We start from the raw sequence: 14,968 nt of genomic DNA on the forward strand, positions 1-14,968 counted from the left end.
ACAATGCCCGCACCGCCAGGGAGCCCGCATGAGCACCTTCCAATACACCGTGGCCGAGCTGGCCGAACGCTTCGGCCTGGCCTTCCAGGGCGATGGCCAGCGCGTGATCGACGGCGTCGGCACCCTGGCCGGCGCCGGCCCCAGCCAGCTGAGCTTCCTGTCCAACAGCAAGTACGGCGCCCAGCTCGCCGGCGCGCGCGCCGGCGTGGTGGTGCTGCGCGAAGAAAACCTCAGCGACTGTCCCACCGCCGCACTCATCGCCAAGGACCCCTACGTCGCCTACGCCAAGATTGCCGCGCTGTTCGAGCGCCTGCCCGCTTCGCCCGCCGGCATCCATGCCAGCGCCGTGGTCTCGCCCGCCGCGCGCATCGCGCCGACGGCCAGCATCGGCCCCTGCTGCGTGGTGGAAGAAGACGCCGTGATCGAAGACGGCGCCGTGCTCGGCCCGCATTGCATCGTCGGCGCCGGCTGCACGGTGGGCGCGCAGTCGCGGCTGGTGGCGCGGGTCACCCTGGTCACCCGCGTGACCCTGGGAAAGCGCGTGCTGGTCCACCCCGGCGCGGTGATCGGCTCGGACGGCTTCGGCCTCGCCTTCGACAAAGACCACTGGATCAAGCTGCCGCAGCTCGGCGGCGTGCGCATCGGCGACGACTGCGAGATCGGCGCCAACACCACCATCGACCGCGGCGCGCTGGAAGACACCGTGCTGGAAGAGGACGTGCGCCTGGACAACCAGATCCAGATCGCCCACAACGTCCACGTCGGCGCGCACACCGCCATGGCCGGCTGCGCCGCGGTGGCCGGCAGCGCGAAGATCGGCCGCTACTGCATGATCGGCGGCAACGCCGGCGTGCTGGGCCATCTGGAGCTGGCCGACCGGGTTACCATTACGGCCAAGAGCCTGGTGACCCATTCGATCCGCGAGCCCGGCGAGTATTCCTCGGGGGTACCGTTGCAGGAAAACCGCCTGTGGCGGCGCAATGCGGCCCGTTTCAAGCACCTTGACGAGTACGTGCGCCGGCTTTCGGCGCTGGAGAAGGACAGCAACAATGAGTGACAAGACCGAGCCCTACCACCTGCCGGTGACGGTGGAGCAGATCCAGAAGCTGCTGCCGCACCGCTATCCGTTCCTGCTGGTGGACCGGGTGATCGAGCTGGAGCCGGACCACCGCGTGGTGGGCCTGAAGAACGTGACCATGAACGAGCCGTTCTTCCAGGGCCATTTCCCGGGCCATCCGGTAATGCCCGGCGTGCTGATCGTGGAGGCCATGGCGCAGACCGCCGGCCTGCTCACCCAGATCAGCAGCCGCATGAAGGGCGACACCGGCAGCCCGCTGTTCTACCTGGCCAAGGTGGACGACGCGCGCTTCTACTGCCCGGTGGTGCCGGGCGACCAGCTACTGATGGAAGTGAAGCTGCTGCGCCTGCTGCGCGGCATGGGCATGTTCGAGGCCGAGAGCCGCGTCAACGGCAAGAAGGTCGCTTCCTGCACGCTGGTCTGCGCGGCGAGGTCCGACAAATGAGCCAGGCCAGCGCCATCCACCCCACCGCACAGATCGATCCTTCCGCCAAATTGGGCGCCAACGTCAGCGTCGGCGCCTACAGCGTGATCGGCGCCGAGGTGGAGATCGGCGAAGGCACGGTCGTCGGTCCGCACGTGGTGATCGAAGGCCCCACCCGCATCGGCCGCGACAACCGCATCAGCCAGTTCGCCTCGCTCGGCGGCGCGCCGCAGGACAAGAAGTTCCAGGGCGAGCGCACCGAGCTGGTCATCGGCGACCGCAACCTGATCCGCGAATTCGTCACGGTCAACCGCGGCACGGGCGACGGCGGCGGCATCACCCGCATCGGCAACGACAACTGGCTGCTGGCCTACGTGCACGTGGCGCATGACTGCCAGATCGGCAACAACACCGTGTTCTCCAACTACTCGGCGCTGGCCGGGCACGTGGAGATCGGCGACTTCGTGATCATGTCCGGCTTCTCCGGCGTGCATCAGTTCTGCAAGGTCGGCGCGCACGCCTTCATCGGCATGGGCTGCCTGGTCGGCTCCGACGTGCCGCCGTTCGTGATGATGGCCAACGAGCAGCGCGGCCGCCCGCGCGGCATCAACAGCGAAGGCCTGAAGCGCCGCGGCTTCGACCCCACCCGCATCGCCGCGATCAAGCGCGCCTACCGCACGCTGTACATGGCCGGCCTGACCCAGGCCGACGCGCGCGAGCAGCTGGTGTCGCTGGCGCAGGAAAGCGACGACGTGCGCTCGATGCTGGAATTCCTGGATCGCAGCGAGCGGGCTCTCGCACGCTGACGCCATGAGCTCAGCCGCCGAAACCCCCATCGTCATCGCACTCATCGCCGGAGAAGACTCCGGCGACCAGCTCGGCGCCGACCTCATCGTGGCCCTGCGCAAGCGCTACCCTGGCGCCCGCTTCGCCGGCATCGGCGGCGCGCGCATGCAGGCGCAGGGTTTCGAATCCTGGTACGACATCCGCGAGCTGTCGCTGTTCGGCTTCGCCGAAGTGATCAGCCACCTGCCCCGCCTGCTGCGCCTGCGCAAGGAACTGGTGGCGCGGCTGATCGCGGCCAAGCCCGCGGTAGTGGTCGGCATCGACGCACCGGATTTCAACCTCGGCGTGGAACAGCGCGTCCGCGCCGCCGGCCTGCGCACCGTGCACTACGTCAGCCCGTCCGTGTGGGCCTGGCGCGAGGAGCGCGCGGCCAGGATCGGCCGCAGCGCCGACCGCGTGCTGTGCCTGTTCCCGATGGAGCCGGCGATCTATGCGCGCCACGGCGTCGACGCGCGCTTCGTCGGCCATCCGCTGGCGGACCGCTTCGCCCTGGTCTCCGACCGCGTCGGCGCGCGCGACTTCCTCGAGCTGCCGCAGAACGCACCGGTGCTGGCCGTGCTGCCGGGCAGCCGCGCCTCGGAAGTGGCAAAGCTGGGCCGCGTGTTTCTCGATGCGGCGCGCCGCGTGGCCGCGCAGTTGCCGGGCCTGCGCATCATCGTTCCGGCGGCCAACACGCGCGTGCATGCGACGCTGAAAGCGATGCTTGGCGAAGGTCCCGGCAACGATGACACCCCCATCCTGCTCGACGGCCGCGCGCACGAAGCGATGCTCGCCGCCGACGTGGTGCTGCTCGCTTCCGGCACCGCCACGCTGGAAGCCATGCTGGCCAAGCGTCCGATGGTGGTCGGCTACCGCGTGTCGCCGATCAGCTACCGCATCGCGCGCGCGCTGAACATGCTGAAGACCGACGTCTACGCGCTGCCGAACATCCTGGCCCGCGCCTGCGGCCTCGGCGACCGGGCCATGCTGGCGCCGGAGCTGATGCAGGACGACTGCACGCCGGAGAAACTCTCCGCCGCCGTGCTCGCGCTGTTCCAGGACAGCCAGCGCCGCGGCGAGATCGTCGCCGCCTTCGAGCAATTGCACCGCGCGCTGCGCGGCGAGCTGGAAGGCGAAGCGGGCGACCATGCGGCCGACGCGATCATCGAACTGATCGAGCGTCCGCGATGAACAGGAAAACGCTGCGCCATATCGCCGGCGTCGACGAAGCCGGCCGCGGCCCGCTCGCGGGGCCGGTGGTGGTGGCCGCGGTCATTCTCGATCCCAAGCGCCCGATCGACGGCTTGAACGATTCGAAGAAGCTCACCGAAGCGAAACGCGAGTCGCTGTATCCGCAGATCGTGGCGAATGCGCTGGCGCATTGCATCGTCGCCATGAGCGTCACCGAGATCGATCAGCTCAATATCTTCCAGGCCACCATGGCCGGGATGAGCCGCGCCGTCGCGGGCCTGTCGCTGGTGGCGCACGAGGCCTGGATCGACGGCAATGCGCTGCCGAAGAACCTGCCCTGCCCCGGTCGCGCCATCGTCGGCGGCGATGCGCTGGAGCCGGCGATCAGCGCCGCCTCGATCCTGGCCAAGGTCACCCGCGACCGCCTGATGGTGGCGATGGAAACGCAGTACCCCGGCTATGGCTTCGCCGCGCACAAGGGCTATCCCACGCCGGCGCATTTCGAAGCGCTGCAGCGGCTGGGGCCGTGCGCCGAGCACCGCCGCAGCTTTGCGCCGGTGAAGATCATGCTCGATCAGGGCGTGCTTTTTTAGACGGCTGTTCGTCCACGGGCGCAAAGCATCAACGAGGCCAAAAGCCGCCGCGCGCAAACGATTTCCGTCATGCCCTTCGACACGGGTTTTTTCTTGCGATGCGGGTCTAGACTGGCTCCACGGTCGGACCAGGCCCCGAGCCCATCCGACCGGCGCTTCGCCCTCGCACGCGCCGCGCAACCCTTCTCCAGCGGCGCGCATCGAAGGTTCGAAGCAGGACGAAGCCGGGCCGACCGCCCCGCCGACCGCCGAGCCACCCCGGTTCCACGGCACGGTCGCCGCTTCAGGCACGGACGCAAGGTACAGCCTTCCGCGTCGCCACGCGGAACACGCCAGCGGCGCATGCAAGACGCCGCAGGAGTTCAGCCATGACACTTCCCAACACGCCACTCACCGTCGTCCCGAACGGTGGCGACGCCCCGTCGGCGGAACCGGCCGCGATCTCCCCCGCGTCTACGCAGGACGCGCCGCCGCTGCTGGATACCGCCCACGTCGACTACAACCTGCACCCGCTGAAGGTGAGCGGCCTCGATCACTTCATCGACCAGCCCGACGGTAACGAACGCTTCCGCATTTCCTGACCCCGCACGCCGCACACGCAGGTGGGGGTGAGCCGAAGGCGAACCCCAACGGAAGCGGGACTGCCGCTCAACGCCCGCGCAGCAGGCTGTGCCGATAACCGTAGGCGATGTAGATCAGCATGCCCAGCGCGGTCCACGCGCCGAGCAGGATCCAATTGGCCAGGTTCATCTGCGCCAGCAGGAAGCCGCACACCAGCACGCCCAGGCTGCACACCACCGGCGCGGCCGGCACGCGGAAGCCGCGCGGCAGGTTCGGATGCGTGCGGCGCAGCACCAGCACGCCGATGCACACCGTGGCGAAAGCCAGCAGCGTGCCCATCGAAAGCAGGTCGCCCAGCAGGCTGAGCGGAAACACCGCGGCCAGGATGCCGCCCACCGTGCCCACCAGCAGGGTGGTGCGGTGCGGCGTGTGGTGGCGCTCGTGCACCGCGCCGAAGAAGGTCGGCAGCAGGCCGTCGCCGGCCATGGTGTAGAGGATGCGCGACAGGCCCAGGTGCATCACCAGGATCACCGAGGTCAGCCCCGCCACCGCGCCCACCTGGGTCAGCAGCTTCAGCCAGGCCAGCGGCGGATGCGCCGCCAGCGCCGTCGCCACGGGCTCGGCCGTGCCCAGCTGCGGGTACGGCACCAAGCCGGTGAGCACCGCCGCCACGATGATGTACAGCACCGTGCACACCGCCAGCGAAATCAGGATGCCCGCCGGCACGTTGCGCTGCGGGTTGCGCGTTTCCTGCGCCGCCGTCGCCACCGCATCGAAGCCGATGTAGGCATAGAACACGCTGGTCGCCGCGCGGAACACGCCGGCCCAGCCGTAGTGATCGCCGCCCTGGTTCTGCGGCACGTACGGGTGCCACAGCGCGGGGTCCACGTACTGCAACCCGCACACCACGAACAGCACCACCACGATCACCTTCAGCGCCACCACCACGCTGGCGAACGCCGTGGACTGCCTCGTCCCGCGATACAGCAGCGCGGTAAGCGCCGCGACCACCAGCAGCGCCGGCAGATTCAGCAGCGCGCCGGTGAACTGCAGATGCCCGTCCTTGAAGCTCAGCGGCGCATTGGCCAGCGCCTCCGGCACATGGATACCCAGCGTCTTCAGCAGACCCACGCCGTAACCGGACCAGCCCACCGCCACCGACGACACCGCCAGCAGATATTCCGCCACCACGTTCCACCCGATAAACCAGGCCAGCAGCTCGCCGAACGTGGCATAGGCGTAGACATAGGCACTGCCCGACACCGGCAGCATCGCCGCGAACTCGGCATAGCTCAGCGCCGCCAGCGCCGCCGCCAGCCCCGCCAGCACGAACGACAAGGTCAAGGCCGGCCCCGCATGCTCCGCCGCCGCCTGCCCCGTGATCACGAAAATACCCGCGCCGATCACCGCACCCACGCCCAGCACGATCAGCTCCTTCAGCCCCAGAGTCCGCCGCAGCGAATCATCGGCAGTGAGCGAGGCCTCGACAGGCTTCACGGCAAACAGCGAACGGATCAACGACATCGGAGCGCTCCGGGGCGCGGTAGAGAGCCAGGAACCATGCCAGCCAGGGGCTGCCGTGGCAACTGGAATCGGGTGGGGCCTGTGGTTGCGGCCTTGTGGCAAGTGCCGCCCCTCACCCCGACCCTCTCCCCGGCGGGGAGAGGGGGATGACGGGCGGGGCGACAATCAAGCGAAGAGCTCGCGGCGCAGCCGCGGCGTTCCGCTTGTGCGCTTTTGCTCTACCGGGTCCCCTTGGCGCCGGCGGTGAGGGCTGGACGAAAAGGCCCCCGCAGGGGGGCGGGGACACGATGTCCCCGCCTTTTTGATCAGGGCATGGATGCCCTGTCAAAAAGCCCGGCCAGCCCTCACGGACCCTCAGCAGCTGCGCTGCTGAGGGCGCCAAGCAGGGTGCCCTTTCTTCTTGGTTACTTCTTCTTTGGGCACGCAAAGAAGAAGTAACTCGCCCCGCGGCAGCGGGGCGAAACCCTCGCCAACGGCGAGACACTCACACGACAGCACATCACCAGCCCCCCCCCGTTGGGGTTCACTACGTTCACCCCAACCTACGCCGGGCGCGGCGCAAAGCCGCGCCGCACAAACTCGGCGGAAGTCAATCTTGCCCCGCCCGCAAGCGCCAGCTAGCCTCCCCAAACTCACCGCGTGAGTCCGCATGACCGTCCGCTTCGCCCACCTCCACCTGCACAGCGAATACTCGCTGGTCGACTCGACCATCCGCATCAAAGCGCTGGTCGACGCCTGCGTGCGCGAAGGCATCCCCGCCGTCGCGCTCACCGACGAGACGAACATGTTCGCGCTGGTGAAGTTCTACAAAGCCTGCAGCGCGGCCGGCATCAAGCCGATCGGCGGCTGCGACCTGTGGCTGTCGATGCCGGACGACCCGCGCCCCTCGCGCGTCACCCTGCTCTGCCAGAACCGCGACGGTTATCTGAACCTGTCGCGCCTGGTCTCGCGCGTATGGCGCGAAGGCCAGGGCAACGGCAAGCCGATGGCCGAAATGGCCTGGCTCACGCCGCAGGCGAGCGCAGGCCTGATCGCCCTGATCGGGCGCGAACACGAAGTGGCGCGCATCGCGGTCAACCAGGGCGTCGCCGCCGCGGCCGCGCGCCTGCGCCCGTTCGCGCGGCTGTTCCAGGACCGCCTGTACCTGGAGCTCACCCGCTGCGGCCGCGAGGGCGAGGAAACCTGGAACGCCGCCGCGCTGGCGCTGGCCGCCGAGCTCGACCTGCCGGTGATCGCCAGCAACGACGTGCGCTTCCTGCGCCAGAGCGACTTCGAATCGCACGAGGCGCGCGTCTGCATCCACCAGGGCCGCGTGCTGGCCGACCCCAAGCGCCCGCGCGAGTACAGCGACCAGCAATACCTGAAGACGCCCACGCAGATGGCCGAGCTGTTCGCGGACATCCCCGAGGCGCTGGAAAACACCGTCGAGCTGGCCAGGCGCTGCACGCTGGAACTGAGCTTCGGCACCTATTACCTGCCGAACTTCCCGGTGCCGGAAGGCCACGACCTGGGCAGCTATATCCGCGAGCTGTCGCACCAAGGCCTGAAGGAGCGCCTCGCCACCCATCCGCTGGCGCCCGGCTACACCCTGGACGATTACATCGCCCGGCTCGACCGCGAGCTGGACGTGATCATCAAGATGGGCTTCCCCGGCTACTTCCTGATCGTGGCGGACTTCATCAACTGGGGTAAGCAGAACGGCATTCCGGTGGGCCCGGGACGCGGTTCGGGCGCGGGCTCGCTGGTGGCCTGGGTGCTGAAGATCACCGACCTGGACCCGCTGCCGTTCAACCTGCTGTTCGAGCGCTTCCTCAATCCCGAACGCGTGTCGATGCCCGACTTCGACATCGACTTCTGCATGGACCGCCGCGACGAGGTGATCGACTACGTCGCGCGCAAGTACGGCCGCGACCACGTCAGCCAGATCATCACCTACGGCTCGATGGCCGCGAAGGCGGTGCTGCGCGACTCCGGCCGCGTGCTGGGCATGGGCTACAACGCGGTCGACAAGATCGCCAAGCTGATTCCGCCGCGCCCGCTCGACCTCACGCTGTCGTGCGCGCTGGGCCGCTCGGAGAAAGCCAAGAAAGAACCCGACCGCGTCGTCAAGGAATTCTGCGATCTGTACGACCAGGACGAGGAAGCGAAAACGCTGATCGACCTGGCGCTGAGCCTGGAAAACCTCACCCGCAACGCCGGCAAGCATGCCGGCGGCGTGGTGATCGGGCCCAAGCCGCTCACCGAATTCGCCCCGCTGTACTGCGAAGCCGGCGGCGCGGGCGTGGTCACGCAGTACGACAAGGACGACGTCGAAGCCGTGGGCCTGGTGAAGTTCGACTTCCTCGGCCTGCGCACGCTCACCATCATCGACTGGGCGGTGAAGGCGATCAACGCGCGCCGCGCGAAGGAAGGCGGCGAGCCGCTGGACATCGCCGCGCTGCCGCTGGACGACGCCGCCACCTACAAGCTGCTGCAGCAGGCCAGGACGGTGGCGGTGTTCCAGCTCGAATCTTCCGGCATGCAGCGCATGCTGAAAGATGCGCGCGCCGACCGCTTCGAAGACATCGTGGCCCTGGTGGCGCTGTACCGCCCCGGCCCGATGGACCTGATCCCCAGCTTCGTCGCGCGCAAGCACGGCCGCGAGGAAGTGCAGTACCCCGACCCGCGCGTCGAGCCGATCCTGAAAGAGACCTACGGCATCATGGTCTACCAGGAGCAGGTGATGCAGATGGCGCAGATCGTGGGCGGCTATTCGCTCGGCGGCGCCGACCTGCTGCGCCGCGCGATGGGCAAGAAAAAGCTCGAGGAGATGGCGAAGGAACGCGCCAAGTTCCGCGAGGGCGCCGCCAAGGACGGACTCTCCGGCGAAAAGGCCGACGAGATCTTCGACCTGATGGAGAAGTTCGCCGGCTACGGCTTCAACAAGTCGCACGCCGCCGCCTATGCGCTGGTCTCCTACCAGACCGCGTGGCTGAAGGCGCACTACCCCGCCGAGTTCATGGCCGCGACGATCTCGTCGGACATGGACAACACCGACAAGGCGGTGACTTTCATCGACGAGTCCAAGGCGATCGGGCTGACCGTGCTGCCGCCGGACGTCAATGCCTCGGAGTTCATGTTCGTCGCGGTGGAACCGAAGGTGATCCGCTACGGCCTGGGCGCCATCAAGGGTGTCGGCCAGGGCGCCTGCGAGTCGATCGCCGAAGAGCGCAAGCGCGGCGGCAACTACAAGGACCTGGCTGATTTCTGCCGCCGCGTCGATTCCACCAAGCTCAACCGCCGCGTGCTGGAAGCCTTGATCCTGTCCGGCGCGCTGGACGCGCTGGCGCCGACCCGCGCCAGCCTGATGCTGCAGCTGCCGGATGCGATCAAGGCGGCGGAGCAGCATCTGCGCGACAAGCAGTCGGGGCAGAACGATATGTTCGGAGCCATGATGGGTGCGGTAGCGCCCGTAGTGCAGATCGACCTGCCCACCGCCCCCGAATGGCCGCTGGAGCAGAAGCTGCAAGGCGAACGCGACACGCTGGGCCATTACCTTTCCGGCCATCCCACCGACCCCTGGCGCGAAGAACTGCTGCAGCTGTCCACCTGCCCGCTGGGCGAGATCGCCGACCGCTACCAGCCGCCGCGCCCGCGCAAGGGCGACGAGGACAACCGCTTCCGCCGCGGCCCCGACACGCCCTGGACCGTGGCCGGCATGGTCACCGCCATCCGCAAGCGCGGCGAGAGCGACGCCTTCGTGCGGCTGGAAGACGGCACCGGCATCATCGAGGTGAGCTTCTTCGGCGAGCTGTACCAGCAGGTGGCGCCGCTGCTGACGCGCGACGAGATCCTGGTGGTCGAGGGCGGCCTGCGCATCGACGATTTCTCCGGCGGCGGCTTCGCCGTGCGCGCGCGCAGCGCCCACACCCTGGCCGACGCCTGCCGCCGCTTCGCCCGCGTGCTGCATGTGAAGCTGAACGGGGTCGGCCCCGGCTTCGTCGACCAGCTGCGCCAGATCCTGGCCGGCTACCGCAACGGCCGCACCAGCGTGGTGCTCCACGGCTACCACAACGCCGTCGCCCAGGCCGACCTGGAGCTGGGCGACGAATGGCGGGTGGAGGCCATCCCGGCCCTGCTGCGCGCCGTGCGCGCCGTGCCCGGGGTGCAGGCGGCCAAGCTGCGCATCGTCAGGACGGCCGAAGGCCGCGGGGAATAGGGAATGGGGAATAGAGAATAGGTAAGAGCGCCGTCCCACGAGCTTGTGGGCGCCTGCTCTTCCTATTCTCTATTCCCCATTCCCTATTGCCGGCTCCACCCCCATACGGCCCCGTTCTCCGCCTTTCCCGCCGCCCCGGTATACTGCGCGGCTTCTGCGTCTCTCCATAGCATCGAATGAACCCGAACTTCCTCGATTTCGAACAACCCATCGCCGAACTGGAAGCGAAGATCGAAGAGCTTCGCCACGCCAGCCACGGGCAGGCGTTCAACATCGAGGACGAGGTGGTCCGGCTGCGCGAGAAGCTGAAGGTGAAGACCGCGGAGATCTTCCGCAACCTCAGCTCCTGGCAGATCACCCAGCTGTCGCGCCACCCGGCCCGCCCCTACACGCTGGATTACATCAGCGTGATCTGCGACGAATTCCACGAGCTGGCCGGCGACCGCGCCTACGCGGACGACGCCGCCATCGTCGGCGGCATCGGCCGCATCAACGGCCGCCCGGTGGTGATCATCGGCCACCAGAAGGCACGCGATACCAAGGGCAAGGTGCGCCGCAACTTCGGCATGCCGCGTCCCGAGGGCTACCGCAAGGCGCTGCGCCTGATGAAGCTGGCCGAGCGCTTCAAGCTGCCGCTGCTCACGCTCATCGACACCCCCGGCGCCTACCCCGGCGTCGGCGCCGAGGAGCGCGGCCAGAGCGAGGCGATTGCGCGCAACCTGCTGGAAATGGCCGACCTGCGCGTGCCCATCGTGTGCACCGTGATCGGCGAAGGCGGCTCCGGCGGCGCGCTGGCCATCGGCGTGGGCGACCGCACGGTGATGCTGCAGTACTCCACGTATTCGGTGATCTCGCCCGAAGGCTGCGCCTCGATCCTGTGGAAGAGCGCCGAAAAGGCCAAGGACGCCGCCGAGGCCCTGGGCCTCACCGCGCCGCGCCTGCTGGAGCTGGGCCTGATCGACAAGGTGGTGCGCGAGCCGCTGGGCGGCGCCCACCGCAATCCGCATTCGATGGCGGTGCGCCTGAAGGCCGTGCTGATGAACCAGCTCGACGAGCTGGAGGCGCTGCCGATCGACGAACTGCTGGAGCAGCGCTATCACCGGCTGCGCGGGTACGGCGCGTACAGCGAGTAACAACGAAGCGCGTAGGTTGGGGTGAGCCAAAGGCGAACCCCAACAGGCCTCCCACGCCATCCTCACGTTGGGGTTCGCTGCGCTCACCCCAACCTACGCCGCGTTTCCTTAGCGCTATCATCCCCCGGCCCATTCCGCCGGAGGCCGCCATGGCCAGCGACAGCACCAAGCTCGCCGTCCTGATCGATGCCGACAACGCGCAGCCGAATCTCGCCGAAGCCCTGCTTGCCGAAGTGGCCAAGTACGGCACCGCGCACGTCAAGCGCGCCTATGGCGACTGGACCAGCCATCACCTGAAGACCTGGAAGGAACAGCTGCTCACGCAGTCGATCCAGCCGATCCAGCAGTTCGGCTACACCAGCGGCAAGAACGCCACCGACTCGGCGATGATCATCGACGCGATGGACCTGCTGTACTCCGGCCGCTTCGACGGCTTCTGCATCGTCTCCAGCGACAGCGACTTCACCCGGCTGGCCGCGCGCATCCGCGAATCCGGCCTGATCGTGTACGGCTTCGGCGAGCGCAAGACGCCGGACCCGTTCGTCGCCGCCTGCGACAAGTTCATCTACACCGACATCCTGCTCGCCAAGCCCGACGAGGAAGCGCCGCGCCAGCCGCGCACCGCCGCCCAGCTGAAGCAGGACAGCGGCCTGGTCAACCTGCTGCGCAACGCGGTGGAAGCGGCCTCGGACGACGAAGGCTGGGCCGGGCTCGGCGGCGTCGGCTCGATCATCACCAAGCAGCGGCCGAACTTCGACGCGCGCAGCTACGGCTACAACAAGCTCAGCGAACTGATCGCCGCCACCTCGCTGTTCGAGGTGGATGCGCGCAGTCCGGGCGAAGGGCGGCCGAAGGTGATCTACGTGCGCAACAAGTCGAAGAAACCCGTGACTCGTGAGTAACGCCGAACCACTGCACGCACGACTGCGGCAGGCCTTGCACGAACAACCCGCGGGCGGCCTGTGCGTCGCCTTCAGTGGTGGGCCCGATTCCACCGCACTGCTGCATGCGCTGGCCGGACTGGAACAAGCGCGGGCTCGTGGATTGCGCGCCGTGCATGCCGACCACGGCCTGCATGCGCACAGCGGCGCCTGGGCCGAGCAGGCGCGGCAGTTCTGCTCCGTGCTGGAGATCGCCTGCAGCGTCGTGCGCGTGCAGGTGCAGCGCCAGGGCGGCGAGGGACTGGAAGCCGCGGCGCGCCACGCACGCTATGCCGCATTCGCCGACGTGCTGCGCGAGCACGAACTCCTGCTGCTCGGCCATCACCGCGACGACCAGGCCGAGACCGTGCTGCTCAAGCTGCTGCGCGGCGGCGGTCCGGAAGGGCTGGGCGGCATGCGCGAGCTGCGTCCGCTCGGCGCGGGCCTGCTGTGGCGTCCGCTGCTGCGCACGCCGCGCGAGGTGCTGCGCGAGTACGTGCTGCGCCACCGCCTGCCGGCGATCGACGATCCGTCGAATGCCGACACGCAGCTGTCGCGCAACTATCTGCGCCATCAGGTGCTGCCGCGCGTGATGGAACATTGGCCGCACGCGATCGATGCCATCCTGCACGCCGCCGCGCACCAGCGCGCCGCGGCGGACACGCTGCGCGAGCAGTGGCTGGTGCAGTTCGAGCGGCTGCACGACCGCGCCACCGGCAGCCTCGACGCGGCGGCATGGCTCGCCTTGCCGCCCGCCTTGCGCGACCCGCTGCTCGACCACTGGCTGCGCGCCCGCGGACGGCGCATCCCCACCCTGGCGCAACGCGCACAGGTCGAACGCCAGTTGCGCGAGCTGCGCGAAGGACGCGTGCCGTGCATCCACTGGCCGGACACCGACCTGCGCATCTGGAAAGGCCGCCTGTGGGCCGTGCCGCCGGCACCGGCGCCAGCGCCCAACTGGGAGGCGGCATGGACGGGCCAGCCGCTGCGCCTGCCCGATGGCGGCCTGCTGGAGTGGCAAGGCACGCCGCTGCGCGAGCCGCTGACCGTGCGCCTGCGCCGGGGCGGCGAACGCCTGCGCCCCAGCGGCGACCGCCACACGCGCGAACTGCGCGACCTGTTCCAGCAGGGCGAATTGCCGCCGTGGCAGCGTGCGGCCTGTCCGCTGATCTATGCCGGCGAGGAATTGCTCGCCGTCGCCGATCGCTGGCGCAGCGATGCCGGCGCGGACCGGTTCCGCGCTGCCGGCGGACAGCCGCGCTGGCGGCCCGCCGGCTGAGCCGCTGCGCTGCGCCGCCAGCGCGGGCGGGCGCGTTCCGGCATGCTTTTCAGTCTCGCGCGGATTGATTCCGCGCGGGTGCTGCGTTAATTTTTCCGGCCATGGCCAAGCCCGCACCCGCCCCTGCCGAACCCGCTGCTCCCGCCGATTTCGAACATTCGCTGGACGAGCTCGAACAGCTGGTGGCGCGCATGGAAGGCGGCGACCTGAGCCTGGACGACTCCCTGGCCTCGTTCGAGCGCGGCATCGGCCTCTATCGCCACTGCCAGCAGGCCCTGGAACAGGCCGAACTGCGCGTGCGCCTGCTGCTCGACCCCGAACATCCCGACAGCGCAGAACCGTTTGAACCCGAACTTTGATCTAGGTCCGGCGCTGAAGGCGCTGATCGTCCGCGCCGACCAGGCTCTCGCCGGCGCCCTCCCCGCCGAAGAACGCTCCCCCGCCGACCTGCACCGCGCCATGCGCTATGCCGTGCTGGGCGGCGGCAAGCGGCTGCGTCCGCTGCTGGTGTACGCCGCCGGCCACGCGCTGGGCGAGGACGGCCCCGCGCTGGACGCACCGGCCTGCGCGGTCGAACTGATCCACGCCTACTCGCTGGTGCACGACGACCTGCCGGCGATGGACGACGACGACCTGCGCCGCGGCCGCCCCACCTGCCACGTGGTGTTCGGCGAGGCCATGGCGATCCTGGCCGGCGACGCGCTGCAGGCGCTGGCCTTCGAACTGCTGGCCAACGACGGCCACACCGACCCGGCCCGCTGCCTGGCCATGCTGCGCAGCCTGGGCCGCGCCTGCGGAGCCGAAGGCATGGCCGGCGGACAGGCGCTGGACCTGGGCGCGGTCGGCGGCACGCTGAGCCTGGCCGCGCTGGAACACATGCACGCCTGCAAGACCGGCGCGCTGATCCGCGCCTCGGTGCGCCTGGGCGCGCTGGCCGCCAGGGCCGACGAAGCCACGCTCGACGCGCTGGACCGCTACGCCCACGCCGTGGGCCTGGCCTTCCAGGTGCGCGACGACATCCTCGACGTGGAAGGCGAGTCCGCCGTGATCGGCAAGACCGCCGGCAAGGACGCGGCCGACGACAAGCCGACCTTCCCTTCGATCATCGGCCTGGACGCCTCGCGCGCGCGGCTGGACGAACTCACCGCCACCGCGCTGCAGGCGATCGCCCCGCTGGGCGAACGCGGCGCGCTGCTGGAACGGCTGGCGCTGTACGCGGCGCGGCGCCACCACTGAAACGCA

General features: G+C 69.1%; 13 protein-coding genes. 12 read left to right on the forward strand and 1 reads right to left on the reverse strand.

Going from position 1 to position 14,968, the window contains the following annotated elements; genetic code table 11:
• Positions 1-28 precede the first annotated feature (28 nt).
• The 6 genes from lpxD to FHW84_RS20475 all read left to right on the forward strand — a co-directional run bounded on the left by lpxD (position 29) and on the right by FHW84_RS20475 (position 4,692).
• The gene (gene lpxD / locus FHW84_RS20450; protein WP_167257848.1) at positions 29-1,057 is read left to right on the forward strand and encodes a UDP-3-O-(3-hydroxymyristoyl)glucosamine N-acyltransferase; all 1,029 of its coding nucleotides are present in this window, start codon (positions 29-31) and stop codon (positions 1,055-1,057) included.
• Entirely contained in the window at positions 1,050-1,523 is a 474-nt protein-coding gene (gene fabZ, locus FHW84_RS20455; protein WP_167257850.1) for a 3-hydroxyacyl-ACP dehydratase FabZ, read from the forward strand. Before lpxD ends, fabZ begins: the two co-directional genes overlap by 8 nt.
• Positions 1,520-2,308, forward strand: coding sequence for an acyl-ACP--UDP-N-acetylglucosamine O-acyltransferase (gene lpxA, locus FHW84_RS20460; protein ID WP_167257852.1), 789 nt, complete (start codon positions 1,520-1,522; stop codon positions 2,306-2,308). Before fabZ ends, lpxA begins: the two co-directional genes overlap by 4 nt.
• 4 nt (positions 2,309-2,312) lie before the next feature.
• Positions 2,313-3,518: a lipid-A-disaccharide synthase gene (gene lpxB, locus FHW84_RS20465; RefSeq protein ID WP_167257854.1), complete on the forward strand. Its 1,206-nt coding sequence runs from the start codon at positions 2,313-2,315 to the stop codon at positions 3,516-3,518.
• Complete coding sequence (gene rnhB / locus FHW84_RS20470) at positions 3,515-4,111, forward strand: ribonuclease HII (RefSeq protein ID WP_167257856.1); 597 nt, start codon at positions 3,515-3,517, stop codon at positions 4,109-4,111. The genes lpxB and rnhB overlap by 4 nt, the downstream gene beginning before the upstream one ends.
• 368 nt (positions 4,112-4,479) lie before the next feature.
• Positions 4,480-4,692 (forward strand): hypothetical protein, encoded by a 213-nt coding sequence (locus FHW84_RS20475; RefSeq protein ID WP_167257858.1) that lies wholly within the window; start codon positions 4,480-4,482, stop codon positions 4,690-4,692.
• 67 nt (positions 4,693-4,759) lie between these two features.
• Here the strand turns inward: FHW84_RS20475 and FHW84_RS20480 are convergent, their stop codons facing one another.
• Entirely contained in the window at positions 4,760-6,196 is a 1,437-nt protein-coding gene (locus FHW84_RS20480) for an amino acid permease (protein WP_167257860.1), read from the reverse strand.
• 649 nt (positions 6,197-6,845) lie between these two features.
• On the opposite strand from FHW84_RS20480, the gene dnaE reads away from it, so the two are divergent.
• The 6 genes from dnaE to FHW84_RS20510 all read left to right on the forward strand — a co-directional run bounded on the left by dnaE (position 6,846) and on the right by FHW84_RS20510 (position 14,962).
• Entirely contained in the window at positions 6,846-10,394 is a 3,549-nt protein-coding gene (gene dnaE, locus FHW84_RS20485; RefSeq protein ID WP_167257862.1) for a DNA polymerase III subunit alpha, read from the forward strand.
• A 176-nt stretch (positions 10,395-10,570) separates the two neighbouring features.
• The gene (locus tag FHW84_RS20490; RefSeq protein WP_167257864.1) at positions 10,571-11,527 is read left to right on the forward strand and encodes an acetyl-CoA carboxylase carboxyltransferase subunit alpha; all 957 of its coding nucleotides are present in this window, start codon (positions 10,571-10,573) and stop codon (positions 11,525-11,527) included.
• 149 nt (positions 11,528-11,676) lie between these two features.
• Positions 11,677-12,429 (forward strand): NYN domain-containing protein, encoded by a 753-nt coding sequence (locus tag FHW84_RS20495; RefSeq protein ID WP_167257866.1) that lies wholly within the window; start codon positions 11,677-11,679, stop codon positions 12,427-12,429.
• The gene (tilS, locus tag FHW84_RS20500; RefSeq protein WP_343203633.1) at positions 12,422-13,726 is read left to right on the forward strand and encodes a tRNA lysidine(34) synthetase TilS; all 1,305 of its coding nucleotides are present in this window, start codon (positions 12,422-12,424) and stop codon (positions 13,724-13,726) included. Before FHW84_RS20495 ends, tilS begins: the two co-directional genes overlap by 8 nt.
• 101 nt (positions 13,727-13,827) lie before the next feature.
• On the forward strand, positions 13,828-14,085 hold the full coding sequence (locus FHW84_RS20505; RefSeq protein WP_167257868.1) for an exodeoxyribonuclease VII small subunit: 258 nt from the start codon (positions 13,828-13,830) through the stop codon (positions 14,083-14,085).
• A gap of 13 nt (positions 14,086-14,098) precedes the next feature.
• Positions 14,099-14,962 carry a farnesyl diphosphate synthase gene (locus FHW84_RS20510; protein ID WP_243868222.1) on the forward strand — a complete coding sequence of 288 codons (864 nt, stop codon included), beginning with the start codon at positions 14,099-14,101 and terminating at the stop codon, positions 14,960-14,962.
• The last annotated feature ends 6 nt before the right edge of the window (positions 14,963-14,968 follow it).

It is taken from the genome of Dyella sp. SG562 (genome assembly GCF_011759495.1).
Classification (GTDB): Bacteria; Pseudomonadota; Gammaproteobacteria; order Xanthomonadales; family Rhodanobacteraceae; genus Dyella_D; species Dyella_D marensis.